Source organism: Hymenobacter arizonensis, from assembly GCF_900115775.1.
In the GTDB taxonomy this organism is placed as follows: Bacteria; Bacteroidota; Bacteroidia; order Cytophagales; family Hymenobacteraceae; genus Hymenobacter; species Hymenobacter arizonensis.
Genome location: NZ_FOXS01000001.1, coordinates 668,536 through 694,413, shown reverse-complemented (window position 1 = coordinate 694,413; position 25,878 = coordinate 668,536). Strand labels below are relative to the sequence as shown.

At 60.0% G+C, this 25,878-nt stretch carries 23 protein-coding genes; 14 read left to right on the top strand and 9 right to left on the bottom strand.

Annotated elements, in window-relative coordinates; genetic code table 11:
- Positions 1 to 17: 17 nt before the first annotated feature.
- A complete protein-coding gene (locus BMZ66_RS02910; RefSeq protein WP_092668781.1) occupies positions 18 to 863 on the bottom strand; it encodes an aminotransferase class IV in 846 nt (281 codons plus the stop codon).
- The gene (locus BMZ66_RS02905) at positions 853 to 1,977 is read right to left on the bottom strand and encodes a DmpA family aminopeptidase (protein WP_092668779.1); all 1,125 of its coding nucleotides are present in this window, start codon (positions 1,975 to 1,977) and stop codon (positions 853 to 855) included. The genes BMZ66_RS02910 and BMZ66_RS02905 overlap by 11 nt, the downstream gene beginning before the upstream one ends.
- 164 nt (positions 1,978 to 2,141) lie before the next feature.
- On the opposite strand from BMZ66_RS02905, the gene BMZ66_RS02900 reads away from it, so the two are divergent.
- Both BMZ66_RS02900 and BMZ66_RS02895 read left to right on the top strand, forming a co-directional pair.
- Positions 2,142 to 2,768: a chloramphenicol acetyltransferase gene (locus BMZ66_RS02900; RefSeq protein ID WP_092668777.1), complete on the top strand. Its 627-nt coding sequence runs from the start codon at positions 2,142 to 2,144 to the stop codon at positions 2,766 to 2,768.
- Between the two features lie 416 nt (positions 2,769 to 3,184).
- A complete protein-coding gene (locus tag BMZ66_RS02895) occupies positions 3,185 to 3,439 on the top strand; it encodes a hypothetical protein (protein ID WP_092668775.1) in 255 nt (84 codons plus the stop codon).
- A 235-nt stretch (positions 3,440 to 3,674) separates the two neighbouring features.
- Here BMZ66_RS02895 and BMZ66_RS25010 read toward each other — a convergent pair whose 3' ends face one another.
- A complete protein-coding gene (locus BMZ66_RS25010) occupies positions 3,675 to 3,965 on the bottom strand; it encodes a hypothetical protein (RefSeq protein WP_143080025.1) in 291 nt (96 codons plus the stop codon).
- Positions 3,966 to 4,133: 168 nt separating this feature from the next.
- Between BMZ66_RS25010 and BMZ66_RS02890 the strand changes: the two genes are divergently transcribed.
- Both BMZ66_RS02890 and BMZ66_RS02885 read left to right on the top strand, forming a co-directional pair.
- Positions 4,134 to 6,488, top strand: a complete 2,355-nt coding sequence (locus BMZ66_RS02890; RefSeq protein ID WP_092670232.1) for a TonB-dependent receptor — start codon at positions 4,134 to 4,136, stop codon at positions 6,486 to 6,488.
- 10 nt (positions 6,489 to 6,498) lie between these two features.
- On the top strand, positions 6,499 to 7,407 hold the full coding sequence (locus BMZ66_RS02885) for a DUF4249 family protein (RefSeq protein ID WP_177204570.1): 909 nt from the start codon (positions 6,499 to 6,501) through the stop codon (positions 7,405 to 7,407).
- Positions 7,408 to 7,480: 73 nt separating this feature from the next.
- Here BMZ66_RS02885 and BMZ66_RS02880 read toward each other — a convergent pair whose 3' ends face one another.
- Together BMZ66_RS02880 and BMZ66_RS02875 are read right to left on the bottom strand one after the other, a co-directional pair.
- Positions 7,481 to 8,716 (bottom strand): PQQ-dependent sugar dehydrogenase, encoded by a 1,236-nt coding sequence (locus BMZ66_RS02880; RefSeq protein ID WP_092668771.1) that lies wholly within the window; start codon positions 8,714 to 8,716, stop codon positions 7,481 to 7,483.
- 324 nt (positions 8,717 to 9,040) lie between these two features.
- The gene (locus BMZ66_RS02875) at positions 9,041 to 9,745 is read right to left on the bottom strand and encodes a RibD family protein (RefSeq protein ID WP_092668769.1); all 705 of its coding nucleotides are present in this window, start codon (positions 9,743 to 9,745) and stop codon (positions 9,041 to 9,043) included.
- 160 nt (positions 9,746 to 9,905) lie between these two features.
- Here BMZ66_RS02875 and map point away from each other — a divergent pair, with 160 nt between their 5' ends.
- Positions 9,906 to 10,670, top strand: a complete 765-nt coding sequence (gene map / locus BMZ66_RS02870; RefSeq protein WP_092668767.1) for a type I methionyl aminopeptidase — start codon at positions 9,906 to 9,908, stop codon at positions 10,668 to 10,670.
- A gap of 75 nt (positions 10,671 to 10,745) precedes the next feature.
- On the opposite strand, the gene BMZ66_RS02865 is transcribed toward map, so the two are convergent.
- On the bottom strand, positions 10,746 to 12,188 hold the full coding sequence (locus BMZ66_RS02865; protein ID WP_092668765.1) for an OmpA family protein: 1,443 nt from the start codon (positions 12,186 to 12,188) through the stop codon (positions 10,746 to 10,748).
- 682 nt (positions 12,189 to 12,870) lie between these two features.
- On the opposite strand from BMZ66_RS02865, the gene BMZ66_RS26390 reads away from it, so the two are divergent.
- The gene (locus BMZ66_RS26390; protein WP_369407583.1) at positions 12,871 to 13,020 is read left to right on the top strand and encodes a DUF2264 domain-containing protein; all 150 of its coding nucleotides are present in this window, start codon (positions 12,871 to 12,873) and stop codon (positions 13,018 to 13,020) included.
- A 67-nt stretch (positions 13,021 to 13,087) separates the two neighbouring features.
- Here BMZ66_RS26390 and BMZ66_RS02860 read toward each other — a convergent pair whose 3' ends face one another.
- Both BMZ66_RS02860 and BMZ66_RS25000 read right to left on the bottom strand, forming a co-directional pair.
- Positions 13,088 to 13,876: an MBL fold metallo-hydrolase gene (locus tag BMZ66_RS02860; RefSeq protein ID WP_092668763.1), complete on the bottom strand. Its 789-nt coding sequence runs from the start codon at positions 13,874 to 13,876 to the stop codon at positions 13,088 to 13,090.
- A gap of 14 nt (positions 13,877 to 13,890) precedes the next feature.
- Positions 13,891 to 14,145, bottom strand: coding sequence for a hypothetical protein (locus BMZ66_RS25000; RefSeq protein ID WP_143080024.1), 255 nt, complete (start codon positions 14,143 to 14,145; stop codon positions 13,891 to 13,893).
- 121 nt (positions 14,146 to 14,266) lie between these two features.
- On the opposite strand from BMZ66_RS25000, the gene BMZ66_RS02850 reads away from it, so the two are divergent.
- The 6 genes from BMZ66_RS02850 to BMZ66_RS02825 all read left to right on the top strand — a co-directional run bounded on the left by BMZ66_RS02850 (position 14,267) and on the right by BMZ66_RS02825 (position 22,373).
- The gene (locus BMZ66_RS02850; protein WP_143080023.1) at positions 14,267 to 14,980 is read left to right on the top strand and encodes a GAF domain-containing protein; all 714 of its coding nucleotides are present in this window, start codon (positions 14,267 to 14,269) and stop codon (positions 14,978 to 14,980) included.
- A 146-nt stretch (positions 14,981 to 15,126) separates the two neighbouring features.
- Positions 15,127 to 15,717, top strand: a complete 591-nt coding sequence (locus BMZ66_RS02845; RefSeq protein WP_092668757.1) for a DUF4269 domain-containing protein — start codon at positions 15,127 to 15,129, stop codon at positions 15,715 to 15,717.
- A 312-nt stretch (positions 15,718 to 16,029) separates the two neighbouring features.
- The gene (gene susR / locus BMZ66_RS02840; RefSeq protein ID WP_092668755.1) at positions 16,030 to 17,604 is read left to right on the top strand and encodes a SusR family glycan utilization regulator; all 1,575 of its coding nucleotides are present in this window, start codon (positions 16,030 to 16,032) and stop codon (positions 17,602 to 17,604) included.
- Positions 17,605 to 18,055: 451 nt separating this feature from the next.
- Positions 18,056 to 20,254: a glycoside hydrolase family 97 protein gene (locus BMZ66_RS02835; protein ID WP_092668753.1), complete on the top strand. Its 2,199-nt coding sequence runs from the start codon at positions 18,056 to 18,058 to the stop codon at positions 20,252 to 20,254.
- A gap of 60 nt (positions 20,255 to 20,314) precedes the next feature.
- Positions 20,315 to 21,745 carry an alpha-amylase family glycosyl hydrolase gene (locus BMZ66_RS02830; protein WP_092668751.1) on the top strand — a complete coding sequence of 477 codons (1,431 nt, stop codon included), beginning with the start codon at positions 20,315 to 20,317 and terminating at the stop codon, positions 21,743 to 21,745.
- A gap of 337 nt (positions 21,746 to 22,082) precedes the next feature.
- Positions 22,083 to 22,373 carry a hypothetical protein gene (locus BMZ66_RS02825; protein ID WP_092668749.1) on the top strand — a complete coding sequence of 97 codons (291 nt, stop codon included), beginning with the start codon at positions 22,083 to 22,085 and terminating at the stop codon, positions 22,371 to 22,373.
- 26 nt (positions 22,374 to 22,399) lie between these two features.
- Here BMZ66_RS02825 and BMZ66_RS02820 read toward each other — a convergent pair whose 3' ends face one another.
- Complete coding sequence (locus BMZ66_RS02820) at positions 22,400 to 23,413, bottom strand: alkaline phosphatase D family protein (RefSeq protein ID WP_092668747.1); 1,014 nt, start codon at positions 23,411 to 23,413, stop codon at positions 22,400 to 22,402.
- Positions 23,414 to 23,858: 445 nt separating this feature from the next.
- Here BMZ66_RS02820 and BMZ66_RS02815 point away from each other — a divergent pair, with 445 nt between their 5' ends.
- Positions 23,859 to 24,953 carry an OmpA family protein gene (locus tag BMZ66_RS02815; protein ID WP_092668745.1) on the top strand — a complete coding sequence of 365 codons (1,095 nt, stop codon included), beginning with the start codon at positions 23,859 to 23,861 and terminating at the stop codon, positions 24,951 to 24,953.
- Between the two features lie 76 nt (positions 24,954 to 25,029).
- A complete protein-coding gene (locus BMZ66_RS02810; RefSeq protein WP_092668743.1) occupies positions 25,030 to 25,845 on the top strand; it encodes a polysaccharide deacetylase family protein in 816 nt (271 codons plus the stop codon).
- Positions 25,846 to 25,878: the final 33 nt, after the last annotated feature.

Below are 25,878 nucleotides of genomic sequence, written 5' to 3'. Positions count from 1 at the left end.
ACTCGCGCCAGTTGCCGCTACCGCTGCTGTTGCGCCTCCAGTTCCAGCAGCGCTTGCAGAAAGGCCAGGGTCACGGGCCCGGGCTGACCCGAGCCCAGGACGACGTCATCAATCTGCACCACCGGCAGCACCCGCTTGGTGGTGCTGGTCAGGAAGGCTTCCTTGGCTTGATACACCTCGGCCAGGGTCACCGGGCCTTCGATTATGCGAGCGGGCGGCGCGGATAGGGTCAACAGATTGTGGCGCGTGATGCCTGCCAGCACGTCGATGGCGGGGGTCACGACTGTATTGTCGTGTTTTACCACGAAAAAATTCGCCCGCGGCGCCTCCGTCACCACGCCCTGGTGGTGGTAGAGCACGTCGTCGGCGCCCTGCGCTTTCATCTGCTTTAGCAGCCGGATGCCCGTGGCGTAGTTAATGGTTTTGGCCGATGGAAGCTCGCGCAGGAAGTCGTGGATGATGAGCTTAATGCCCTTTGCGACTTGCTCGGGCGTGGGCAGCGCTAGTGGCTGCTGAGTCAGTAGCAGGTTGGGTTTGCCGGGCTCGTAGCCATTGGCCGAGTAGCCGCCGGTCAGGACCATTTTGATGCCGGATAAGGGGAGGTTGTTGCGTTGAATCAGCTCCTCAATTACTCCTGCCAATGCCGGGCGCTCCAGGGGCACGGTTAGTTCCAGGAGTTGCGCCGAGCGGTAGAAACGGTCGAGGTAAGCGTCGAGAAACAACGGCTCCCGAGCATGCACCTTGAAGAAATCGAACACGCCGTAGCCGCGCAGAATGGCCAGGTCGCTGACGTGCAGAAACGCTTGGTCGAGGGGCGTGAATTGGCCGTGAATGTAGGCGTAGAGCGGCGAGCTAGCGGGCATGATGTTGCTTTAAAATCTTCAGCACTTTGTCCAGGGGTAAGGCTTCGATGCGCTGCTTGCCCTGCATCGTTTCGGCTCGGAACATGGAGTTAATGATGGCTTCTTCGGTGGCTTCTATCACAGCCAGAAACAGCGGCGACACTGCCTCGTTGGTTAGCATGGTAGTCGTTTGGGTCGCGGCTGTGGGCGCGTAGGGCACGAACCCGCCAGCATGAGTGGAGAAGGCGACGACGTAATCTCCGCTGCCGTTGGCGGCAATGCCGCCAGTTTTGGCCAGGCCCATCATAGCGCGTTTGGCCAGCCGCTCCAGGTTGCGGGCCTCGAGCGGGGCATCGGTGGCCACTACTATCATGCAGGAACCATCGGCGGGGTCGGGAAGGTGCTGGCTCAGGTAAAACTGCTTCAATGCCTGGCCGACTGGGGCCCCGTTTATCTGGAGGACGCCGCCAAAATTCGTTTGCACCAACACGCCCACGGTGTAGCCGCCTAATGCAGCTGGCACCACGCGTGAGGCAGTGCCGATGCCTCCCTTGAAGCCAAAGCACACCGTGCCCGTGCCGGCTCCGACATTGCCCTCGGCCACTGGCCCGGCCTGGGCCTGCTCGATGGCTGCCAGCACGTGCGCGGCCGTCACGTGACGGCCGCGGATGTCGTTGAGTCCGCCGTCGTTGGTCTCCCCCACCAAGGCGTTCACCGATTGCACCTTTTCATTGCCGGGTTGACGCAGCACGTAGTCCACCACAGCGTTCAGGGCCGTGCCCACGCCCAGGGTGTTAGTCAGTACAATTGGGGTTTCCAGCACGCCGAGCTCCTGTACCTGCGTGCTGCCCGCCAGCTTGCCAAAGCCGTTGCCCACGTAGACCGCGGCAGGCACTTTCTGCTGAAACACGTTGCCCGGGTGCGGCACAATGGCCGTGACGCCAGTTCGCACAGCCTCGCCTTGTATTAGGGTGGTGTGCCCCACGCGTACGCCGGCCACGTCGGTAATGGCGTTGAGTGGGCCAGTTGGCAGCACCCCAATGCGGATGCCGTACTCGCGGGCACGCTTGCGCTCCTGGCTTCGAGCCTGAAAACTTAGGCTTATCAGCAGCAGCACGAGTAGGAGTTGTTTCATGCGCGGATTGAGTAGCACGTTTATGGATTAAAGGTATCGGGCTTCAAGGTAAATGATAGTAGGCCACGGCGAAAAAGCCATGAGCAGAAGTGCCTGCTAACAATCCCCCCGTTTCAGGCGCGAAAAACTTGAACAAGACATATATCCCCGTCCTTTGCCGGCCCATGAAGCACCTACTTGACATAGCCAGCTGGAACCGGCGCGAGCATTTCACTTTCTTCTCCGCATTTGAGGAGCCTTTTTTCGGCCTGGTGGCCACCGTTGACTGCACCCGCGCTCTGGCTGAAGCCAAGCGACTCGGCGTGCCGTTTTTCTTGTACTACCTCCACGCGGCCTTGCAAGCGGTGAACGAGGTAGAGGCCTTTCGCTACCGCATCGAGGACGGGCAGGTGTACTGCTACGACCGCATTCACGCCTCGGCTACCATTGGCCGGGCCGACAACACGTTTGGGTTCTCCTTCATCGAGCACCACAACGAGCTGGCGGACTTTATACAGGCTGCCACTGCCGAAATCGCGGCCGTACAGGCCAGCCAGGGCCTGCGCCTAAACGAAACCACCAGCCGGCCCGATGTCATTCACTTCTCGGCCGTGCCGTGGGTGCGCTTCACGGGCCTGAGCCACGCCCGCAGCTTCAGCCACCCCGACAGCTGCCCCAAGATTTCGGTGGGCCAGACCTATATGGAGGGCGGGGCTACGCTCATGCCGGTTTCCATCAATATTCACCACGGCCTGGCCGATGGCTACCACGTGGGGTTGTTTCTGGCCGCGTTTCAGGAGCGGTTGGGCTAAGCACCTTTAAGACAGTTTGCTGGTGATGCTGACTTGGGCAGCGCCACGCTTTGCGCCGAGTGGCTGATGAATACGAGCCACAGGGCCGAACGACAGATAGCCGAGTAGTCGCTTGCATGCTTGTAGAGGCACCAATTTGTCGAGCTGGCTAGACGCCGCGTGCGCTCCACTCATTATGAGGATTGGACTGAAAACCAATGAGGTGTTACTAACATCAGTCACGGAGCTTGGCACTTGCCGGGCCGGTAAAGCTGCGAAATATTAGTAACCCTAAGGACTTTACCCGCGTTTGGCAAAGGGTATCATTACCTATCCTTGTGAAGTACGTAGCAATAGCATTGCTAGGCGGTGGCCTGCTGCTGGTCGCGTACCTGGCGCAAAGGGCACCTATCACAAAGCAACAACTCCACGCTCCCATGAACGACTCCAATTCTAACCCCCAGGCGGCCAACGACACCACGGCCAACGATTCATCCCAAGAGGAAGTTAACGTCCAAGCCACTGCGCAACACGAGCAGGAAGGTGAAAACAATCCGCTCAAACGGTTTCAGGACTTGGTGAACTCGCCAGCTACGCCCGATGGGCACAAAGTAGTAGCGGCAGTGGCAGCCGCCAGCACGGTTACTGTAACTGCGGTGGCTAATTGGTTGATAAAAGCAACCAAAAAGTAGTCTGCTGACAAGTTGCGCTCTGGACGGCTAGCTACTCTGCTAAAAGCAGTTAGGGCCGCTCGTTTCAGGGCAGCAAGTAGAGGCGGGTAGAACCCTTTGCTTATGGCTGAGGCATGTTTCGTTATACCCTGATTTGTATTGGCTAAAGCAAGCTCGTTTAGCCAACGCGGCATGCCATTCCTACATGGTTCAAGCACGGCTTCCTATAGAGGTTAGAGGAATGGTAGCCTGTGCATTATTGCTCGGCGTTGAACAGGTCTGTAACGACTGAAGCTGAGCTTGGCTTTAGCCTGAAGTGAGAAGTTTCCGCCTTGGCAACTTGCTTTGAAGCAGCTTCAGGTGCCTTAAAAGCGCTTTGGTATGCGCCTTCTTTATCAAATGTCGCTTTGCCGTATTTGCTGATACCAGCAGTAAGCTTGTACGTTCTTCTGCTGTTCGGCTTGGCTAAACCACCTCTGCCCCGGTAGCTGCGGAAGAAACCGGCAGACTGTTTACCAACCTTCCGACCCGTTAGGTAGTTACCCAAAAGTTAAAGCGAGCAGCACGGGTCTAAATCGGGCTGAGTTGTGGCTTAGTCATCGATTCAGATAAACCCAGACGCCTCTGCGATAAGGAGCAAGTCTTGCGAGTTTTTGGTTGAGAGCTTTTGGGTTTGACTCTCGGTGAGGAAATTAAGGTAATTCAGGAGCAACGTATGCCGACAAGAATTTGCACTAGCAGCCGGGCCGCCATTATCCTAACGCTGCTGGGGCTGCTGGCTCCCCACTTGGGTTGGGCGCAGGTGCGACACATCCTCAGCGGCCTGGTGCGCGGCACCGATGGCACGGCGCTGCCGGGGGCCACGGTAGCTGTGCCCTCCCTGGGCCTGGGCACGGCCACCGATGAGCTGGGCCGGTACCGCCTGGAGATACCGACCGGGTCCCAAGAGGTTACAGTGTCCTTTGTGGGCTACTTGCCGCAAACCTTCCGCGTGAACATGGGCCGTAACCAGCAGCGCGACCTGGCACTGGCCCCCAGCGACAACGAGTTGAGCGAAGTGGTGGTGCAGGGACAGCAAACCTTGCAGGAAAAGCTCGAAACCACGCAGATGGGCGTCGAGCGCCTCACGGTGCGGGAAGCCAAGCTACTGCCGGCCCTGTTCGGCGAGGTCGATATCCTCAAAACGCTGCAGCTCAAGCCTGGTGTGCAAAGCGGCGGCGAAGGCAGCAGCGGTCTGTTCGTGCGCGGCGGCTCGGCCGACCAGAACCTGGTACTGCTCGACAACGCACTGGTATACAACCCTAACCACTTGTTCGGGCTGTTTTCGGTGTTCAACTCCGATGCGGTGCAGTCGGTAGACTTGTATAAATCGGGCTTTCCGGCGCAGTTTGGCGGGCGCCTTTCCTCCGTGATTGACGTGAAGATGCGTGAAGGCAGCCGCGAGAAGTTTACGGTGAACGGCGGCATTGGGCTTATTGCTTCGCGCCTGAGCCTGGAAGGGCCCATTAACAATGGCAAAGGCTCGTTCCTTGTGAGCGGACGGCGCACCTACTTCGACATTTTTACCCGCGCCCTCAACCGGGCTAATGCCTCTGACGAAAGCTGGCGGCCTATCCCCGACTACTATTTTCACGATTTCAACGCCAAGGCCAACTACACCTTGGGCGAGAAAGACCAGGTATTTGCTACCGCTTACTTGGGGCGCGACGTATTCGGGTTCAACTCGTTTGGCAACCTGTCGGCCAACTTTTCCTGGGGCAATACCCTGGGCACACTGCGCTGGCAGCACACGTTCTCGCCCCAGCTCACGGCCAATACCCAGGTGGGCGTGACCAGCTACCGCTACAAGCTAGGCAGTGCCTTTGACATTGCCTCCTTTGGTCTGACCTCCACCATTCGAGACTACAACGCCCGCGTTGATTTTGACTATGCCCCGCACCCGGCGCACCAGGTCCGCTTCGGGGGCAGCGTCACGCATCACACCTTTGGCGTGGGCCGCCTGCAGGTGGAAACGGGCGACAATTCTCTGAACATCGACGACGACATTTCCTACCCCGCATTGGAAGGAGGCCTCTACGCCAGCGACAGCTGGAAGGTGAGCGACAAGCTGCAGGCCGAGGTGGGGCTGCGCCTGAGCGGCTTCAGCAGCGAGGGGCGCGTGTATGGCGGGATAGAGCCCCGGGCGGCGGTGCGCTACTCGCTCTCGGACAATCTGGCGTTAAAGGCCAACTACGCCTTGATGTACCAATACGCCCACCTCGTGAGCAACACGGGGGCCTCGCTGCCGACTGATATTTGGTACCCCACCCGCCTGAGTGTGAAGCCGCAACGCTCGCAGCAGGTAAGCACGGGATTTAGCCTGCTGCTGTTTGGCGGCAAGTTTTTGCTCACAGATGAGGTGTACTACAAGTGGGCTGCCAACCAGGTGGACTTCCGCGACGGGGCCCAGATTTTTGCCAACCCCAACCTCGACCAGGAGTTTCTGTTCGGCCGGGGCTGGAGCTACGGCAACGAGCTGTACCTGGAAAAGAAGGAAGGCAAAACCACCGGCTGGATAGGCTACACGCTGGCCTGGGCGTGGCGGCGGTTTCCGCCCCAGCGCGGCACCGACGGCATCAACGACGGCCGCGATTACTACCCCAGCTACGACCGTCGCCACAACCTCAACGTGGTGGTGCTCCACCAACTGAATACCCGCCTCAGTCTGACGTCCAGCTTTGTGTACACCAGCGGCGCGCCGGCCACGCTGCCGGCCGGCCGCTTTCCGCTGCAAAACGTGCCGGGGGGCGACCTGCTGGCCGTGCCCGTGTACCCCGACCGCAACACCTACCGCCTCATCCCCTACCACCGCCTCGACCTGGGCGTGGTGTGGAAACTCCGGCCCGTGCGCTTCGGCACCGAGCGCGACCTCACCTTCAGCGTGTACAACGCCTACGACCGGCGCAACGCCTACTTCGTGTACTTCGAAGTGTCGCGCGACCAGACAACCGACGTAATCAATGGCTTCACGGCGCAGCAAGTGTCTCTGTTCCCCATCATTCCGTCGGTTACCTACAACTTCAAATTCTAATCCTGACCGCATGAAAGCCAAACAGCTAGTCGCCGCCATTGGCTTGGGAAGCCTGCTGCTTGCCGCCGCCGGGTGCAACCTGGAAAAGGAAGTCGACGTCGTCCTGCCCGCCTACACGCCCGAGCTCGTGGTGGAGTGCTACTTGCAGGCGGGCCAGGTGCCGCGCCTCACGGTGGTGGAGTCCGGCGCGTACCTGCCCACACGGGTGGACACCGGCCAGCCCACCATCACGCTGCCGACGGCCACCACGCCCACGCTGGGGCTAGGCCTGCCCAACGGCATCACCATTCAGCTGCCCGTAGACGTTACGGCCCGTCTCACGCTGCCCAGCGGCCAAGTGGTGCCCCTGCGGTTCGCGCCGGGCATCGACCCGGTTACGCGCAAGGTATTCACTCACATCGGCACCACGCCCTTGGCGATGCAGCCCGGGCAGCGGTTCGCTCTGGACGTGCGCGACACCCGCGGCCACAACGTCACGGGCACGGCTAGCGTGCCTACTTTCATTCCGATTGACACGGTGCGCTACGGGTTCAACGGCCTGAGCGGCGGCGACCGACGGGCCAATGTGGTTACCCGCTGGACCGACCCGGCTGCTACGGCTAATTTCTACTACTTGCTCCTGAACAACTCCCGCGAGCCCAACGACGACGCGGGCGACTACTTGCTCAACGACCAGCTGTTCAACGGGCAGACCTACACGGCCCTGACCACCTTCCGCTTCATGCCCGGCGACACCATGACCGCCACGCTCTTCCACATGGAGCCTCAGTATTACAACTTCCTGCAGAGTGTGGAAGGGGCCGTCCGGGCCAACGGCAACCCTTTCGCGCAGCCGGCCCGCATCCGCAGCACGGTGCAGGGCGGCCTCGGCGTGTTCACGGTGCTCGTGAGCGACCGCCGGACGGTGATATTGGAGTAGCCCAGGAAGCTCGCCGCAGCTGCCGGGGCCGCCGAATCTTACTTGGTCCGTGGCAGCTGCGGCGAGAAAAGAGTTACGGCCGGTCGATGCGGTAGAGGCGGCCCTGGTCCGTGATGGCGTAGAGGGCGCCATCAGTGCCCTGGGTTACGTCCCGAAAGCGCTGGGCTTCGCTGGCCAGCAGCCGCTCTTCCCCCACCACTTGGTTGTTGTCGATGACCAGGCGAATAATGTGCGTGCCGCTAAGGGCGCCGATAAACAGGTTATTTTGCCATTCCGGCACCCGGTTGCCCGCGTAAAAAGTCATGCCGCTCGGCGACACCACGGGGTCCCAGTAGTAGACGGGTTGCGTCAGGCCGGTGCCTTGCTGAATGCCGCTGCCTATGGGCTGGCCGCCGTATTCGATGCCGTAACTAACGGTCGGCCAGCCGTAGTTGGCACCCGCCTGGATGCGGTTGAGTTCATCGCCTCCCCGGGGGCCGTGTTCGCTTTGCCAGACCTCCCCCGTTACCGGATGGATGGCCAGGCCCTGCGGGTTGCGGTGGCCGATGGAATATAGTTCGGGCCGGGCACCCGCCTGCGTAAACACGGGGTTGCCGGGGGCGGGTTGCCCGTCTCGGGTGATGCGCATGAGCTTGCCCAAGCCGGAAGCCACCGACTGCGCCTGAGGCCGCGTGGCCAAATCCGAACGTTCGCCGGTGCTCACCACCAGGTGACCCGTGCGGTCGAACACCACCCGGCCCCCGTAGTGCAGCGTGCCCCCGTACGCAGGGTCGGCTCGGTAAATAACAGTAGCGCCTTCGATGGTGCGCTCGTTATCGGCCAGCCGGCCCTTGGCTATGGCCGTTAGGTTGCCGCCCGGGCGGGCTTCCGCGAACGACCAGTACACCATGCGGTTGGTAGCAAAATCGGGGTCGAGGCACACGCCTAGCAGGCCGCCCTGCCCACCCGCATTCACCGCCGGCAAGCCCGTAATGGGCTCGCTGACCGCGCCGGAGGAAGTTACAATCCGCATCCGGCCGGTTTTTTCGGTTACCAGCAAGCGGCCGCCGGGCAGTGTCACGACGCCCCAGGGGCTGCTTAGCGAAGAGGCAATAACCGCCGAGCGGTAGCTGCTGGCGGGCGTCGTGACACTGCCAACACGGGTCTGGCCCGCAAAAGCCGGACGATAATCCGCATTGGGGGCGTTGGTTTCCACCGGGGCCCCGGTTGGGGCGGGCGTAGTCGTTGTATCAGGCACCGCTGGCGCATCGCGGGTGCACGAGAGCACGGCCGCAGAGCAACCAAGGAGGAGAAGGAGGTGCTGTTTCATAGAGTTTGTGTTGGTAGGAGGATGAGGGTGTGCGCGGCTGAGATACGCCTCTGGCAGAAGCAGTGGCTTACAGATAGCGAAGGGGCTTAGTGTTTAGTTCCAAGCTGTTGCTTTTATGGAGGAGCAGTTGAAAGTGGCTGATGGTGGCCAAATCAGTTGGGAAAGTCTAAGAGGTTGTTTAAGTTAATTCCGATGGCGCGGGGCTGTGCCCCGCGCAAGTTGGGGGGTGTCAGGCGGTCTTATTCAACGACCACAGGCCAGAGGCTTGCTAATAGCCCGTCACGGGGCACAGCTCCGCGCCATCACAATTAGCTTAAACAGCCTTTAAGAATGAGCAAACCGGTATTTCAACCAGACCACGTCGTCATCCAGGCGCTGCACTTCGGTCAGGTTTAGCCGCGTTGCTGGGCCTTTGGTTAGGTAGTCGCTGACCTCAAAGGTGGTCGGCGACTTGGGGGTGCCGTCGGCAATGGGCAGCAGCAACAGGCTCAGCTCATCGATGAGTCCGGCGTTCAGCAGTGAGCCGTTTAGGTGGCCGCCGCCTTCCAGCATGAGGGTTTCAATGGGAAACAACTCGGCGAGCTGTTGCAGGGCCGATGCAAAGTCGACCTCGGTCTTGCCAGCAAACAAGTAGGAAATGTTTTGCCGCTGCAGGTAGTAGAGGTATTCGTCGCTGACTTGCTCGGTCAGGACTTCAATAAGGTGGTCGCCTCCCGTCTCGTTGCTGTCCCAGCCCAGCTTGCCGTGGGCATCGACGGCAATGGCAAAGGAAGTGGCGTTCTTGTCCCCGATGAAGGGTTCGCGGGCAATGGGGTGTGGGACCGCGCGCAACTCTGGCTGTACGCCATCGGAGAAGTCGCGCTCCATAGTAATGCGTCCGCACATCCAGGCTTGGCTGGTGAACGTGACGTGGTACTTCTCAAAATAACCGGCGAAAGTGCGGGTCAACTCCTCGTCCTGCCAGTTGGAAGAGAGGATTTTGCCGTCCACTGAGGACATCATGTGGCAGATGATATAGGGTCGTTTCATGCGCCGTTATACGGCCTGGACAGCCGTGCGGCGAAAGCAGCGGCAAGGCAACGGAAGCGGTATGCAGTAACCGGCAAGCGTTATCTTTCGCCCCGACCCTGCGCATCTGCTCAAGATGCTGGGTTATGGCGTTGCCGCTCACCCTTACTCCTCTCTTCTTATGTCCATCACATCCCAAGCGGAGTTCATCGGGCTCCAACGTATTAGCCAGGCCGTTGGCATCACGCTTCGTAAAATGCGGGAATACGCTCGTCCGGGCATGAACACCCAGGAATTGGACGAGTACGGCGGGGGCTTGCTGGCCGAGCTGGGCGCCAAATCAGCCCCGAAGCTTACCTATGGCTTTCCCGGCTGGACGTGCATCAGCGTCAACAACGAGGTGGCGCATGGCATTCCGTCGCCGCTGCGAACGCTGCAGGAAGGCGACCTGGTCAACATCGATGTGTCGGCGGAGCTGAACGGCTACTGGGCCGATAACGGCGGTTCGTTTGTGCTGGGCGCCGACGTGCACCACCACCAGCCCCTGGTTGATGCCTCCCGGCAAATCCTGCGCACGGCCCTCGACCAGATTAAAGGCGGGGTGCGCATTGCCGAAATCGGACGCCTGATTCAAAGCGAAGCCCGCAAGGCTGGCTATCAGGTTATCCGGAATCTGGTGGGGCACGGCGTGGGGCGCAGCCTGCACGAAGAGCCGAAGGAAATCCCCTGTTTCTACGACCCCTACAACCGGAAGCGCTTCCAGAAGAATTCGGTGGTGGCCGTCGAAACCTTCATCTCCACCCGCGCCAAAATTGCCCATCAAACCAGCGACGGCTGGACGTTGGTGACCAAGGACGGCAGCTTCGTGGCCCAGCACGAGCACACCATTGTGATTACCGACGGCCGGCCCATCATCCTCACGGAAGCCAACAACATCTGGGCGTAGGTGAAAGCCAAAGCAGCTGAGCGAAACGTTGAAATCAGCGTTTCGCTCAGCTGCTAGCCGTATGCGTCAGGTTCTTTATTTCTTCACCACCCGAATACTCACGCGCCGGTTGAGCGACCGGTTGACGGGGGTGTTGTTGGGCATCACGAAGTAGCGGGGGCCATAGCCCTTGGCTTGCAGGCGGATGGGGTTTACGCCGCGCTTGGCCAAGGCGAGCATGGCCGTGTGGGCGCGCTCATCGCTCAACCGGTAGTTGAGTTCGGCATCGCCGGTGCTATCGGTGTAGCCGCCAATCTTGACCATGGAATTCGGGAAGGAATTTAGAATCACCGCCATGTTGCCGAGCTGCTCCGCCGACTCGGGCGTAAGCACGGCCTTGCCCGCTTCGAAGTTGACGCGGTCGAAGTTAATCCAACCCTTGGTGCGGTTCACCGAATCGACTTCCTCCGAGGAGCTCAGGAAAGTATACAGGCGGTTTTCGGTAGAGTTGGAGCCCACTTGCTGGCGGGTGCCGTTGGGCAGGGTGAGCGTAATGGGCTGGCCGGTGTCGTAGATGTAGCGGTCGCTGGCTTTGTCGTAGCGGCCCGCCTGCATCACGGGTGCCGGCGAGGCTTCCCGGCTGGCCGTGCTTGGTGCGGCCGAACGGCTCGCGTCGGCGTCGGGGCCAACGGGGCCGGTGCTGCCACTGCCGGTTCGGGAGCCGGGGGTCAGGCCGGCCAGGCGCTGGCTGCCGCCCGTGGCCGTGGTCTCGTCCTGAATGAAAGCTTCATCAGATAATTTTTTGCTGGCTTGCCCGGTGCCGAAAATATACCCCAGACACACTGCCAGCAGAATCAGCGCGCCCCACTGCCACCGAAAGGACGAAGAATCGGCCGGGGCGGGCTCGGCGGCTTGGGGGGCCCAGGGGGCAGCCGCCTGCAGGGCTGGCACGCCCGCGATGGGCTGCCGGACCACCGCGCGCTCGGGCTCAACCTCGGGCACCTGACGCGCGCCGGGCGGCGACACCAAGGCGGATTCGATGGCATCTTTCAGCAGGGCCGACCCAACGGTGGAGCTCTGCTCGCGCAGCCACCCCGCGAGCTCGGTGGGGCCAAACTCGTTTTCCGCAGCGGTTTTGCCCAGCACGCCCAGCACAGCCGTGGCCACTGCCTGCAGGAGTGCGCCGCTGGCCGAGGGCCGAATGCTGGTGCCCACGGCAATCTGGCTGACGTTGGCCCGATAGGAATCGCCGAGCAGGTCGGGCAGCAGGTTAGTGCCCGACTCGCTCCAGACCGTGTTATGGGCGGTGGCCAGCTGTTTGAGAACATCGGCGGCGTGGGCGGCCTGCCCCAGCTCAAACAGAACCTCGGGCGCAAACCCGCGGTCCAGTCTGTTCAACAAGCCTTTTAAGACCAGCGGCACCGATTTGTTAGTGGCTTTTCGTACGTTGGGCTCCGTCTCGTCGACCTGGATGCTGAGCTGCGCGATTACATTACTGGTAAAGCACGCTTTGACCGTTTCAACGACGTCGTTTTTCATAACTATAGAGTGATAATAACGGCCAACGAACCATTGCGCCGCACACACAGGGTAAAGAAAGAATTAGGCAGCTGCTTGCCAGGCAGTAATTCCGCTTCCTACCATACGTGCACGCCTGGAGCAGGGAGGCCGGTTTTGAATATATAATTTTCTAATTTTCGCGCAAGATTATTACAAGAATAATACACGAATCGGGATTCGGACCTTATACTCTAATTTACGCTTTAGGATGCTGAGTTGCTACTGATGCTAATTGCCAACAAGAAGATTCCACGGTTTTCGCTGCCTAAATAGTAGGTAGGCAACTCTATGATTGGCTACGCTACGTTCGTCCTTTCGGCCGTTTCGCCTCTTGGCGGGTAGCCAGATGAACCCGGCAGGCTAAACTAAATCGAACTCCTGGACCTGTAGAAATCGCAGGATGTAGAAACCGCGGAATGAGCCGAGCGTGCACCCACTAAACATACACCATCGGAAAGGCGGCTTGGCCCGCAGGCCCTGCACCATGTTAATTTCCCACTAGCTGCCCCCGCGTAGAGGCCCCGAAAAGTGTCTGCTTTGAAAAAATACTCCTGGTTGAAGATGAAGTAAGCTTAGTCTCTTTTATCCGCCAGGGCATAGAAAGCGAGGGCTATGAGTTGGAAGTGGCTTACGATGGCCAGATGGGGCAGCGGCTGTTTGAATTTTCATCGGTGGCCTCTACCTCTGCACCACCGCGTTTCTGCCGCTGGGGTTGCCTGCCAGCGACGCCTTTTGGGCTCCCCCTGCCCAGGATTGGACCGCCCGCCAGATTTGGTCGGGCCAGAATGTAAAATCTGACCACGCCTTATGAAGGCGAGGCGCATTCCTGTAGTATAGTTATTCCCCCTCGGCGCTAACTGCTTCAGCCAGTTATCAGCCTATTTGGCCGCCGGATACCAGTTGCGCAGCCGCACGTCAATTTTCTTGTTGGCTGTGTTCACCGTTTTCTTGAAGGCGCCTACGTCGCTCAGGCCGCTTTGGCCGCGGTAGTGGTACGGGTACACAATGCCCGGCTTAAAGGCCAATACTCCCTGCGCGGCCTGGTTCACGTCCATAGTATAAGGCAGGTTCATGCACACAAACGCCACGTCGATGCCCTTGAGGGCGCGCATCTCGGCAATGTCTTCGGTGTCGCCGGACAGGTATACGGTTTTACCGCCCAGGGTCAGCACATAGCCGTTGCCCCGGCCTTTGGGGTGTCGGGCGTCGGCCGCTTCGGGCAGGTTGTACATCGGAATGGCCGAAACCACCATGCCCAACGTGTCGAGCCGCTGACCATTGTTGAGGATGCGCACCTGCGCTTTATACTCCGCCGGCAGCTCATTGGCCACGGCTTGGGGCACCACCATCAGGGCCTTGCCCACGGAGAGGCCCGCCAGCGTCTTGGGGTCCATATGGTCGCCGTGAATGTCGGTGATAAGGATAACATCGGGTGCGGCCAGCCCGGCGTAGGCCTCCGCACCGCCGTAGGGGTCCACGTAAATGGTTTTGCCGTTCCAGGTAAATACCACGCTGCCGTGCGTGATGGGCTGCATCGTGAGAGGACCTTTTTTGGTGGCAATTTGGTCGGCGGCCGCGCGTGGCGCGGCGGCAGTAGAGGTGGTTTGGGCCTGCGCCGGAATTGCAAAAGCAGCTAGCACAGCCGCGAGAAGAAGGGTCGATTTCATCAGTTTACTGCCTGTTAATTAAACGTTTTTACCAGCTGTTTCCAGCAGCATGCCTCCCCATAAGTGGAGCCGCCGAAAACCGTGACCATAACCCAGTCGCCCCGCACAAGTTCAGCCCTGCTACCAACCATGCGCAATGGCGGCACCAGCGCAACCCGCGTGGCCCAGATGCGCTGGCAGGCAAGTTCGGGCTTCATGCCCAACTTCTTCAATACTCTGGGCAAGCGGGGAAGGTTGGCCAGGTGCGGAAGCAGGAGGCTCAATTCCATAAGGGCAAGCGAGTACGGCCACCTGCCGGCAACCAAGTCGGCAAACTCCCGGTACAACCGGGTTGCTTGGAACCAGTGCGCTGTTATGCACTGACTTTCCTGCGTTACTACTCCTTCCTCTATGTCTGACTCTGCCAATCCCCTGTTGCCCGACGAAGAATCGGAGCGCCTGCGCAGCTTGCGGGCCCACGACGTGCTGCCAACCCTTATCGAGCCCCTGTTCGATGAGTTCGTGGCCCTGACGGCTCAGGTGTTTAGTCTGCCCATTTCCCTTATCGCAGTGGTCGAAGAAAGCGAGGTGCTCTACCCCGCCAACTTTGGTATGCCCGGCAACGACCGCCAGCCCCGCATGGAGGCCCTATGCGCCACGGCCGTTGAGAAGGCCCGCGCCGTGGTTTACCACGACCTGGCCGTCGAAACCAGTGCCACGCTCCCGACCGAAGCGCTCCACGCGGCCGAAAGCAACGAACTGCGCTTTTATGCCGGGGCCCTGCTGCGCCTGCCCGACCAGCGCCCCCTGGGCACGCTCTGCATCATCGACCGCCAGCCCCGCACCTTCAGCGCCGCCGAGCAGCAGGGCCTAGACCACCTGGCCGCGCTGGTGAGCCAAGCCATTGGCGTGCGCCTTGCCTGCCAGGCCCAGCCCCCGGCCGGCTTAGAGCGCTGGGAGCAGCTGCGCACCCATCTTCACGACGAGCTGCGCGAGCTCACGGCCCTGGTGCGCTACCTCTTCACCCGAAACGGCGTGCAGATTCCCGTGCCCGCCGACTTGCTGGCCCAGGTAGAGCGCCGCCTGCTCGACATGAGCCGTTATCTAAAGGAACAGCAGTGCTAAATCCCGCGCTTACGAGGGGTGCGAGTCAACGTCGTTTGTCCGAGCGCCATCAGGTACTATTCTTTATAGGACAACCTGGTTCCCTGATTGAGTCACGGAGTAAACGGCAGCGGATTCTAGCATGTAAAGCTCTAACCCTGATGTAAATGCAAGACTGGAAGAACCCGCATTACTTGCAAAAGGGCAATTGTCGACAACAGCACGCTTACCAAGTTCTGGAAGAGCTTGCGGTTTGGTCTAGGCTACTCCCCTTCGACCCGGTATTGGCTGGCACCATTCCACTAGCTGTTGATGTGCCAGACAGTGATTTAGATATCATCTGCGAAGTGAGTCTCTCAAGCCAAGCTAGCTTCACAATCTTGCTACAAAACCTCTACGGCCACTTAGACAATTTTCACATAAAACACACTACAAGTAGAGGTTATGAGTCCATTGTGAGCAGTTTTCGCTACGACGGTGTAGCAATAGAAGTATTTGGCCAGGCCCTTCCCACGAATCAGCAATACGCCTTCCGCCATTTGGTAGTGGAAGCAGCCATTTTGGAGGTAGGCGGCGAAGCTTGGCGCACGGCAATACACCGCCTCAAGCAGCAAGGATTGAAAACTGAGCCCGCGTTTGCGCGCCTGCTCAACTTACCGGGCGACCCTTACGAAGCTTTGTTAGCCTTAGAAGGGTTGTCTCCTTCTGAGCTAGCGGCACAGTTGGCTCAGTGTCCACTTTCGCCAACAGGATATTAAGAATTCAGGTCAGGACAGCCAAGTGAGAATAATCTGCTTAGCCACTCATCGAGCTAGCGCGTGTGGACCGTGTAAATAAGGAAGTCATGCAGAGCGCAAACAACTACTTATTCGCTCACTGTTCACACGCACCTGTTAGTGTAGCCAAGATTACGATTCGCTCGCTCTTGCAGTAAGCAGGCACGTACCCAGCCAGTCCTCCCCAATTCATTAGTTTTGTTGAGTGCCCGCTTCCATGATGGGTGCTCTCCCTTGGTGAAGTGTTTTTTTGTTCTGTGTTGCCTTCTGCTCAGTGCCTTGCCAGCTTATGCAGTGTCCAAAGAAGCATCCACCGACAGCTTATTAACGGAGTTAAACCAAGCCCTGACGCACAAAGGAGAATACGATGGGCAACGCTTTAACCGCATTGCAGTGCTCACGGCCGATTTTGCGGCGTCGGAAGTAAACGACAACACGAAGTTCGACCTAGGCTTGCGCATCTATGAGGAATACAAGGCGTTCAAGTACGATTCGGCATTCGTGTACAGCCAGAAAATAGCCCTGCTGGCCGAGCAACTCCAAGACCCACAGAAAGTTGAGCTAGCCAAGCTGAAGCTGGCTTTCGTGCTGCTCTCCTCCGGGCTGTTCAAAGAAACCTTCGACGTTCTGGAGCGCCTGAGCCCCAGCCAGCTCACCGCCGCCGACCGGTACAGCTACTATTTTCTGAAAGCCCGCGCCTACAGCGACCTGGGCGCTTTCAACGGCGACTTGACCTACCGCCCCATCTATAACCGCCGGGCGCTGGCGTACGCCGATACCGCCCTGCAATTTAGCCGGCCGGGCACCTACGACTACTTGTCTGTGCAGGCGTTTCGGGCCCAGAAAACCAACAACCTGGCGGGTGGGACGGCCGTGTTCAAGCAAATCCGGCGCCTGCCGCACCTCACCCTGCACCAACTGGCCGTGAGCGCCAGCACCACGGCCTACCTCTACGAGCTGGCGGGCCAGCCCGAAAAGGCTTTGGAGCTGCTGCTAATCTCGGCCATTGCCGACCTGAAATCGGCGACCAAGGAAACAACCGCCATTTACAAGGTTTCCGACTACTGCTACCGGCGGGGCGATTTGAAAAACGCCTACGCCTTCATCAAAGAAGCCCGCGAAGCGGCCACGTTTTACAACGCCCGGCAGCGCCAGATTGCAATGAGCCAGCTCTCCTCCGTGATTGAAGGACAGAAAATCAACATCATTGAACAACAGCGCAAGTCCTTGCAAACCTTTGCCATCATCATGTCGGCGCTTGCGGTGGTGGTCATTGGGTTTGCAGTGGTTAGCTTCCGGCAGCTGCGGCAGCTGCGTCGGGCGGGCCGGCTCATTGCGGCCACCAACGGGGAGCTGCGCGAGCGCAACGACGAGTTGCGCCAGCTTGTTCAGGGCCTGAACGAAGCCAACAAGATTAAGGAAGAATACATCGGGTATTACTTCCACAACAACTCCCAATACATCGACAAGCTGGAGTCGCTGAAAAAGCGGGTCGACGGCCTGCTCGGTAGCAAGCAATACGCCGCCGTGCAGAAGCTGGCCGACGGCATCAACATCAAGACCGAGCGCAACGAGCTGCTCAAGGGGTTCGACACGGTTTTCCTGCGGCTGTTTCCTCAGTTCATTGCCCAGTTCAACGCCCTGTTTCGCGAAGAAGACCGCATCCGCCTGCCCGACGACCAGCTCCTGACCACGGAGCTGCGCATCTTCGCCCTCATCCGGCTCGGCATCGACGACAGCGAGCAAATCAGCCGGATGCTGGGTTACTCCATCAACACGATTTACACCTACAAAACCCGGGTCAAGAACCGGTCCCTCCTGCCCAACGAGGAGTTCGAAGCGCGCATCCAAGCCATTCAGGCGGTTTGATAAATGCCTCCCATGGCGGTGCATCTTGTGCCTATTTACGCTGTGTTATAATCGGACTCGGAAGTAGAGCTGAAACGCTCACGATGCGCCTGGCGCCAAAGGCACGGCGCCGGTTGGCACACTGCCTGAACTGTGACAATCAATGAAGGTTTTGGGGTGACAGGCAGCAGGCCTGGGTCACTGTTTTTGGCAAATATTACGCCCCGCTCAGCCATATTGACTTCATATTTCGACGCATAATTCTTATCATAACTATCTATAATTCATGGTAATAATGGGCTTATTGGTTAATATTTTTCATACTCCGCTTTGACAAGTATGCCTGCGCGGGCAGGACCCATACTTTTGCTGATAACAGCGCCGCAAACGATTGATGGAAGCCGCCATAATCGCGAACATCGGGTTCCGGCAGCCGTTACGACACCACGCATTCTTCTCTAAAATCCCGCCCATGCTGCCTCGTTTGCTGCCGCTTTTTCGCTTCCCTTTTCTCCCGAGCAAAGCGCTGATTCAATCTTCGCCCCTGCCCACCCACGGCATAAACTTCCTGCTGGTGCTGCTACTGCTGGCGGCTGGTTACGGCGCCTGGGCGCAGGCTCCTACCGCCCTCACGGCCCGTCTGGACAAGGTGAGTCTGACGTTTGCCCTAGGGCCCACTGGCCAGCCCACTTACTCCATCACTTACGGCGGCAAGCCTGCCATCAACCCTTCGCGGCTGGGAGTTGCCTTCGCCGATGGCCAGGGCTTCGATGGGCCATTAACCGTGGTGAGCAGCGAAACCAAGGACGTGGACGAAACCTGGCAGCCGGTGTGGGGCGAGGTGAAAAACATTCGCAACCACTACCAGCAGCTCACGGTGCACTTGCGCCAGCCAACACCCAACGGCCGCCTGCTAGACGTGGTGTTTCGGGTGTTTGCCGACGGCGTGGGCTTTCGCTACGAGTTTCCCCGGCAGCCCAACTTGGCGTATTTCACAGTGCAGGACGAGCAAACGGAGTTCAACCTGCCCGCCAACCACAAAGCTTTCTGGATTCCAGGCGACTATGATTCCAACGAGTACGCCTACACCACCAGCCGGGTGAGCGAGGTGAATACCACGCCCATTGAGGCCATTCAGCTGAAAGCCGCCCCCCTCCGAATACAGACGCCATTGATGTTGAAGTCGGACGACGGGCTGTACCTCAACATTCACGAGGCGGCGCTGGTCAACTACCCGGCCCTGATGCTGGACGTGAACCCCCAAACCTTCGGCCTGCGGAGCCACCTCGTGCCCGGCGCCACCGGCGCCAAGGCCTACCTGCAAACGCCCGAGCACACGCCCTGGCGCACGGTGGTGGTAGCCGACAACGCCCCCGCCATCCTGGCCTCCAAGCTGATTCTGAACCTGAACGAGCCGAGCACCATTGCCGAAACGGGTTGGATTCAGCCCCAAAAATTCGTAGGCGTGTGGTGGGAAATGCACGTCAACAAAGCCAGCTGGAACTACTCCGACGCCAGCAACCTCAAGCTCCGCGGCACCGACTGGGCCGCCCTCAAGCCCAACGGCCGCCACGGCGCCAACACCGCCAACGTGAAGCGCTACATCGACTTTGCCGCCCAGCACGGCCTGCAAAGCGTGCTGGTTGAAGGCTGGAACGTGGGCTGGGAAGACTGGGCCGGCAACTGGAAAGAGGAAGTATTTGACTTCGTGACGCCCTACCCAGACTTCGACGTGCAGGAGCTGCAGCGCTACGCCGCCAGCAAAAACGTGAAGCTGATGATGCACCACGAAACTTCGGCTTCGGTCACCAACTACGAGCGGCGCATGGACGCCGCCTACCGCTTCATGAAGCAGTACGGCTACGACGCGGCCAAAACCGGCTACGTGGGCCGCATCGTGCCGCGCGGCGAGCACCACGACGGGCAGTGGATGGTGAATCACTACGTGCACGTAGCCGACCAAATGGCTCAAAACCAACTCATGGTGGACATGCACGAATCCGTGCGCCCCACTGGCCTGCACCGCACCTACCCCAACTGGCTGGCCAACGAAGCCGCCCGCGGCAACGAGTTCAACGCCTGGAGCACCGGCAACCCGCCCGAGCATGAAACCATCCTGCCCTTCACCCGCCTCATGGGCGGCCCCATGGACTACACGCCCGGCATCTTCCAAATCAAGCTCGAAAGCTGGAACCCCGCCCAGAACAAGGGCCGGCAGGTGCACACCACCCTGGCCAAGCAGCTGGCCCTGTACGTGACCATGTACTCGCCCCTGCAAATGGCCGCCGACCTGCCCGAAGCCTACGAGCAGCGCCTCGACGCCTTCCAGTTCATCAAGGACGTGCCCGTGGATTGGGACGACACCCGCATTCTGGCCGCCGAGCCCGGCGACTACCTCACCATCGCCCGCAAAGCCAAGGGCAAGGACGAGTGGTACCTCGGCGCCATCACCGACGAGCAGGCCCGCCGGCAGCCCGTGCAGCTGGACTTCCTCACGCCCGGCACGCGCTACGCAGCCACCATCTACGCAGACGGCAAAGGGGCTGATTGGGAGAAGAACCCCACGGCCTATCAGATTCGGAAGGTCACGGTGACCAGCAAGTCGGCGCTGCAGCTGCAGCTCGCAGCCGGCGGCGGCGCGGCTGTGAGCTTCAAGCCTTTGAAAAAATAATGCGTCGGCCCGCTTTTGCGGCCCGCTTAGTCTTCCTTGAACGAGTTTATTCGTCTTATTATGAGCAATAATAGCCTGGTGCTGTTGCTGGCCGCCACGCTGCTGGGTGGCTGTAAAAAAGAGTTGCCAACGGTCGTGGTCCCGGTTGTCGTCCCGCCAACTACCGGCACGCCTACGCCGCCTCAGTACGGCACGCCCTTCGCCGGCGTACCCAACCGCGAAGACGCTGTGATGTACCAGGTAAACATGCGGGCTTTTAGCCAGGCCGGTAATTTTACGGGCGTCACGGCCCGGCTCGATTCCATTCGGGCCCTGGGCGTGAACGTGCTGTATTTGATGCCCATTTACCCGGTTGGCAGCCCGGTCACTTACGCAAGCGGCCCCGCCGCCGGCCCCCACCCCGCGTTCAATTCGCCCTACGCCGTGAAGGACTACCGCGCGGTAGGCGCAGAATTCGGCACCCTGGCCGACTTGCGCACGCTGGTCGACGGCGCGCACGCCCGCGGCATGGCCGTGATGCTGGACTGGGTGGCTAACCACACCGCCTGGGACCATCCCTGGGTGAGCACCCACCCGGAGTGGTACCAGAAGAACGCGGCGGGTGCCATCGTGCCCCCTTCCAACAACGGCACCACCTACAACGACGTGGCTCAACTGAATTTCACAGTGCCAGCCATGCGCCTGGAGATGATTTCGGCCCTCAAATCCTGGGTTTACACCGCCAACGTCGACGGCTTCCGCTTCGACTACGCCGACTTCCAGCCCGCTGATTTTTGGAAGCAGGCCACTGACACCCTGCGCAACGTGCGGACCCACAAGCTGCTGTTGCTGGCCGAAAGCACCCGCAGCGCCAACTTTGCCGCAGGCTTCGACTACAACTTTGGCTTCAACTTCTACGGCGGCATCTACAACGTGTACCGCAACGGCCAGCCTGCCACGGCGTTCGACGCCCTCAACACTAGCGAATACGTGGGCGCTACGGGCACCCAGGGCGTGGTGCGCTACACCACCAACCACGACGTAAACGGCTCGGATGGCACGCCCCACACCTTGTTTGGGGGCGAGGCGGGCGCCATGTCGGCCTTCGTCATCGCGGCCTTATATAAAGGAGTGCCGATGGTGTACAACGGCCAGGAAGCCGGCATGACCCAGGCCATTCCCTTCCCCTTCACCTCGGTGAAAGTGGCCTGGGGCGCCAACCCCGGCGTGACGCGGGCCTACAAGCAGCTGCTAGCCGCCCGCGCTGCCAGCGCGGCACTGCGCGTGGGCACGCCCACCCCCTACAGCACCGCCAACGTGTGCGCCTTCACCAAAACGGCCGGCGCCGAGCAAGCCCTCGTGCTGGTGAACGTGCGCAACTCGCCCACGACCTACCCGGTGCCCGCCGCCCTGGTCGGCACTACTTGGACCAACGCCCTGCAGAGTGGCTCCGTCGCGGTGGGCACATCGGTGTCGCTGCCGGCTTATGGCTACCTCGTGCTGAAGAAGTAGAAGGAGCAGCGGAAAGCCGCAGGCGGCGGTTTCTGCTGGCCCTGTTAGCACCGGCCCCATGCCCCTGATTGGTGCACGGGACCGGTGCTTTTGGTTGGTTAATCGTCCTACCCTTTCAGGTGGCGCTAGGTATGTACATACGCAGGGGCAACAGCTTGTTATGGCGTTTTTCTACGACTCATTAACATTATATCTGGTTGCTGCTGAACAGGGAGTTAGCGAAGGAATACATCGGAAAAATATATAGTGAATACGCGGTATAAAACGGGTCGATTTATTGCATCGATGAGCGGGAGCCACTTACCTTTACCCTGTTTTATCGCTATACTTTGTTTTCGTGCAAACTCTTACTTTACCTGCTCTTTATAACCGGGCCGCAAAGGTCCAGCAAAACCTGATTCTTCGCCACGACCTGCCGGCCAATGCCCAGCGCGTGGTGCTGGAGTCCCGGCGCGTGGAGAGCGTGCTGGGCGTGTGGTACGTGGGGATACTCACCTGGGAAATGCACCGAGTGGTAACGAATTTCAACGAACGCACGTGGACCTCCGAGCAGCAGGTAGAGATAACCCCCTACACCCGGAACCTCGGTGTATCGGCGGTAGACTGGCGGCACGAGGCCTTGGCCTAAATTCGGAGCTGTGGGGCCGTTAGGCCTCACTTCGGCCCGATGTTTTCAACTACCAGTTCCTGGCCCGCTGCGCCCTTAATGGCCGCCGTGACAACCAAGTGCCCCCCGCGCTGGCGAAAGCGCAACAGGGCGTAGTGCATCTGATTGACGAGCGGGCCCACGCGCAGGGCGTTGGGTTCGCCGGTGTTGTGAGTAGCAGGGTGCGTCAGGCCACTGGAGGTAATCTCATAGACCGGGTAGGCCACGCCGGGCACGCGCAGCCGGGAAATCTCGCCGATGTGTCGGTCGCCGCTGAGCAGCACCACACCCTTGGCCTGCGTGCGGGCCAGCAGGGCCAATAGCCGCTGCCGGGCCGCAGGAAAGTTGGCCCATTTCTCAAAGGCGTGCTCCTGCGGCAGGAACTGAATGCCCCCGGCAATGATGTGGGCGTCGGCGGTGCTGCCCTGCAGGTGCTGCTCCAGCCACTGCCACTGCTCCTCGCCCAGCACGTCGCCGGTGGCGTTAGGCTGGTAGCGCTGCTGCGCGTCGCGCGAGAGGGTATCCTGGAAATAGCGGCCGTCGAGCAGCAGCACTTTCACGGTTTTCTTGCCCACGGCGTACTCGTAGGCGGTGTAGAGGCCCTCTTGCTGGCGCCGGGCACTGGCCGCGGGCTCCTGCAAAAAATCCAGGGCTGCTTGCTGGCTCTGACGCTTGAATGGGTAGGTTTTGTTGCCGTCGTTGCGGCCGTAGTCGTGGTCGTCCCAGGTGCCAATGATGGTGGGAATCTGCGCCCGAAACTGGGCGTAGCCCGGTAGGTTGAACTGCGTATCGTACTGCCGGCGCAGCACGGCCATGTCGTCGGTGTCGCCGTACACGTTATCGCCGAGCCATAGCCAGACGTCCGGCTGGTCGCGGGCAATCACGGGCCAGAGTGGCTGCGGCAAATCCACGCGGTTGCACGAGCCGAACGCTAGCGTCAGCTCTTTTTGGGCCTGGGCCTGCGCTGCCGGGCCCCACAGCCATAACCAGCTGAGCAGCGCGAGCAACAGAGATTTTTTCATCCTGCAAATATGGGCGAGCGGCCGCCGGCATTCTTCAGTACAGACAAGATGGTTAGGGTCGGAAAAGTATCGGCAATGGGATGTTTTACTATGCAGCCAGCTGCCTTACTCGTACTATGCAAAGGTTGGTGACGGCTACTAAGCGGGATAGTTCCCTTCCTACTGCCCCCCTTGCCAAAGGACGTCTTGGCCTATGTAAGCACTATGAAGGGGGCCGTGTAGCCGAAATTTAGCTGAGCGCCCAGGACATAGCATAGTTGGGGTAGCAGGCTTTGCGCCGTCTGCCATGCTGAGCCAGCGAAGCATCTTATTGCTGCAGAACAATTCGTTAGGGCATGATAAGGTGCTTCGCCAGCTCAGCATGACAGACGAATGATAGAAATAATCACAACCCAAAACAGGCTCGACTCTGGCCTTTTTCAGGTTAGGATATAATTTTGGTAGCATGAAGAGCAGCTTTTGGTTTGGCGTATTGGCTCTGCTGTTGGCGGGCCCCGGGCAAGCCCAATCCCTGACGGGCGTATGGCAGGGCGTGGAGGCCGACACCGGCGAGGAAGAAGACTACTGGCCGGCGGTACTTCGCCTGCAAAAGAGCAAGAGCGATGCGCTCTTTGGAGTGCTCTACCAAGAGGTAGGCGGCAATCCGGATGTATCCGTCACATTCCAGGTGCGGGGCACCCAAACGGGGGCCGCGATGCGACTGGAGCATCTGCGGAAGCTCAACGAAACCGGGCGCACTCCCACCAGCCACTGGTGCGATGGCGCCATCTCGTTTACCTACGACGCCAAGCTGGAGAAGCTAACCGGCCGGGCCACCTACCGCCCCGTGGGCACCTGCGACCTGGGCACCTTCACGTTTTACCGCATTAAGCTCAAATCGGCGGCTACCGTGAAAGCCGGAGCCCAAACCACCATCCGGGTGTCGGGCCGCAACGTAATGTGGTACGCCGACGCCGAGAGGAAAGAACTAGTGGCCACCGGCAACACGTACCCCACCAGGCTTCGCAAAACCACCACCTTCTACCTCACCCAGGGCTACTACCCCACCAACGAGAGCCCGGTGGTGCCCATCACCATTCAGGTAACGGGCAAGGCACCGGCTCTTAAGCCAGCGCCTCCCAAAGCGGTGCCGAATCCGCCTCGCCCCGCGCCGCCCGTTGCCGCCCGACCAGATACCGCAAAGCCGGCACGTCCGGCACCTATTATCGCTCCTACCCCGGTGGTACTGCCCACCGTGCTTTTCAAGCTGGGCACGGCTGAGCTCTTGGCGGAAGCGCTGCCCGCGCTCGACCAGCTGGCCACTGAGCTCAAAGCCCGGCCCACTTTGAAGCTGCGCGTGGCCGGGCACACCGATAAGATTGGAGAACCCCAGAAAAATCTGGTTTTGTCGGAGCAACGAGCCGAGGCGTTGAAAACCTACCTAGTGAATGCAGGAATTGTCGCTGACCGGATTGTCACCGTTGGCTACGGCGATGCGCGCCCGCTCTACCCCTCGCCCGATGCCCGCAACCGCCGCGTAGAAGTTGAAGAGGTGAAATAAACCGCCTTACTTCGCCAAGGGCTTGGCCGCGGTGTTTGCCCTTGTGATGTTGACAACTCAATAAGCCCATCCTTTCATGAACTACCCCCGCAGGCTGCTAGCGCTGGCCGCTGCTTACTCTCTCTTGTTCGTTGCTGGGGCACACGCCCAAGCTGGCGGCCCCTGGAACAACAAGCAGTGCGCCGTGGTGCTGACCTACGACGATGCCATCGACGTGGACCTCGACAACGCCGTGCCCGCGCTCGACTCCCTGCAGCTGCGCGGCACGTTCTACCTGATTGGGTCGTCGCCGGTGGTGGCGCGCCGGCTTCCGGAATGGCGACAGGCCGCCAAGCGTGGGCACGAATTGGGCAATCACGCCTTGTTTCACCCCTGCGACGGCAGCCTGCCGGGCCGCAGCTTCGTCACGCCCGACAACGACCTGAGTAAGTACACCGTCAGCCGGGCCGTGAGCGAGATTCGCACCAACAACACCCTTCTCACGGCCATCGATGGCAAGACCAAGCGCACGTTTGCCTACCCCTGCGGCGACCTGAAAATTGGGAACGTGGCCTTTTACGACCAGCTGCAAAATGATTTCGTGGCTGCGCGGGGCGTGAGCGCGGGCCTGCAGACGCCCGCGCAGGTCAACCTGGCCAACATCAACAGCTACATGATAAACGGCCAGTCGGCCGAGTACCTAATCGACTTGGTGAAGAAGGCCCAACAGTCGCGCACGTTACTGGTGTTTCTGTTTCACGGCGTGGGGGGCGGCCACGGTCTGAACGTAGACCTGCAGGCGCATCGCCAGTTGCTCCGCTACCTCAAGGCCCACGAAAAGGACATTTGGGTGGCCCCAATGGTGGAAGTGGCTGAAAACATTCGGGGGCTTCGGCAACCTGCAGTGAAGTAAGACTAGACGCACTGCCCTGCGCAGCTTCAGCAG

What these genes read in the sequence shown, in the direction of transcription:
- BMZ66_RS02835 (WP_092668753.1), top strand. Translation starts at nt 18,056, where the DNA reads ATGCTGCCTCGTTTGCTGCCGCTTTTTCGCTTCCCTTTTCTCCCGAGC.
- BMZ66_RS02810 (WP_092668743.1), top strand. Translation starts at nt 25,030, where the DNA reads ATGAACTACCCCCGCAGGCTGCTAGCGCTGGCCGCTGCTTACTCTCTC.
- BMZ66_RS02910 (WP_092668781.1), bottom strand. Translation starts at nt 863, where the DNA reads ATGCCCGCTAGCTCGCCGCTCTACGCCTACATTCACGGCCAATTCACG.
- BMZ66_RS02890 (WP_092670232.1), top strand. Translation starts at nt 4,134, where the DNA reads ATGCCGACAAGAATTTGCACTAGCAGCCGGGCCGCCATTATCCTAACG.
- BMZ66_RS02815 (WP_092668745.1), top strand. Translation starts at nt 23,859, where the DNA reads ATGAAGAGCAGCTTTTGGTTTGGCGTATTGGCTCTGCTGTTGGCGGGC.
- BMZ66_RS02905 (WP_092668779.1), bottom strand. Translation starts at nt 1,977, where the DNA reads ATGAAACAACTCCTACTCGTGCTGCTGCTGATAAGCCTAAGTTTTCAG.
- BMZ66_RS02865 (WP_092668765.1), bottom strand. Translation starts at nt 12,188, where the DNA reads ATGAAAAACGACGTCGTTGAAACGGTCAAAGCGTGCTTTACCAGTAAT.
- BMZ66_RS02875 (WP_092668769.1), bottom strand. Translation starts at nt 9,745, where the DNA reads ATGAAACGACCCTATATCATCTGCCACATGATGTCCTCAGTGGACGGC.
- BMZ66_RS02845 (WP_092668757.1), top strand. Translation starts at nt 15,127, where the DNA reads ATGCAAGACTGGAAGAACCCGCATTACTTGCAAAAGGGCAATTGTCGA.
- BMZ66_RS02900 (WP_092668777.1), top strand. Translation starts at nt 2,142, where the DNA reads ATGAAGCACCTACTTGACATAGCCAGCTGGAACCGGCGCGAGCATTTC.
- BMZ66_RS25000 (WP_143080024.1), bottom strand. Translation starts at nt 14,145, where the DNA reads ATGGAATTGAGCCTCCTGCTTCCGCACCTGGCCAACCTTCCCCGCTTG.
- BMZ66_RS02895 (WP_092668775.1), top strand. Translation starts at nt 3,185, where the DNA reads ATGAACGACTCCAATTCTAACCCCCAGGCGGCCAACGACACCACGGCC.
- map (WP_092668767.1), top strand. Translation starts at nt 9,906, where the DNA reads ATGTCCATCACATCCCAAGCGGAGTTCATCGGGCTCCAACGTATTAGC.
- BMZ66_RS02850 (WP_143080023.1), top strand. Translation starts at nt 14,267, where the DNA reads ATGTCTGACTCTGCCAATCCCCTGTTGCCCGACGAAGAATCGGAGCGC.
- BMZ66_RS02860 (WP_092668763.1), bottom strand. Translation starts at nt 13,876, where the DNA reads ATGAAATCGACCCTTCTTCTCGCGGCTGTGCTAGCTGCTTTTGCAATT.
- BMZ66_RS02880 (WP_092668771.1), bottom strand. Translation starts at nt 8,716, where the DNA reads ATGAAACAGCACCTCCTTCTCCTCCTTGGTTGCTCTGCGGCCGTGCTC.
- BMZ66_RS02820 (WP_092668747.1), bottom strand. Translation starts at nt 23,413, where the DNA reads ATGAAAAAATCTCTGTTGCTCGCGCTGCTCAGCTGGTTATGGCTGTGG.
- BMZ66_RS02885 (WP_177204570.1), top strand. Translation starts at nt 6,499, where the DNA reads ATGAAAGCCAAACAGCTAGTCGCCGCCATTGGCTTGGGAAGCCTGCTG.
- BMZ66_RS02830 (WP_092668751.1), top strand. Translation starts at nt 20,315, where the DNA reads ATGAGCAATAATAGCCTGGTGCTGTTGCTGGCCGCCACGCTGCTGGGT.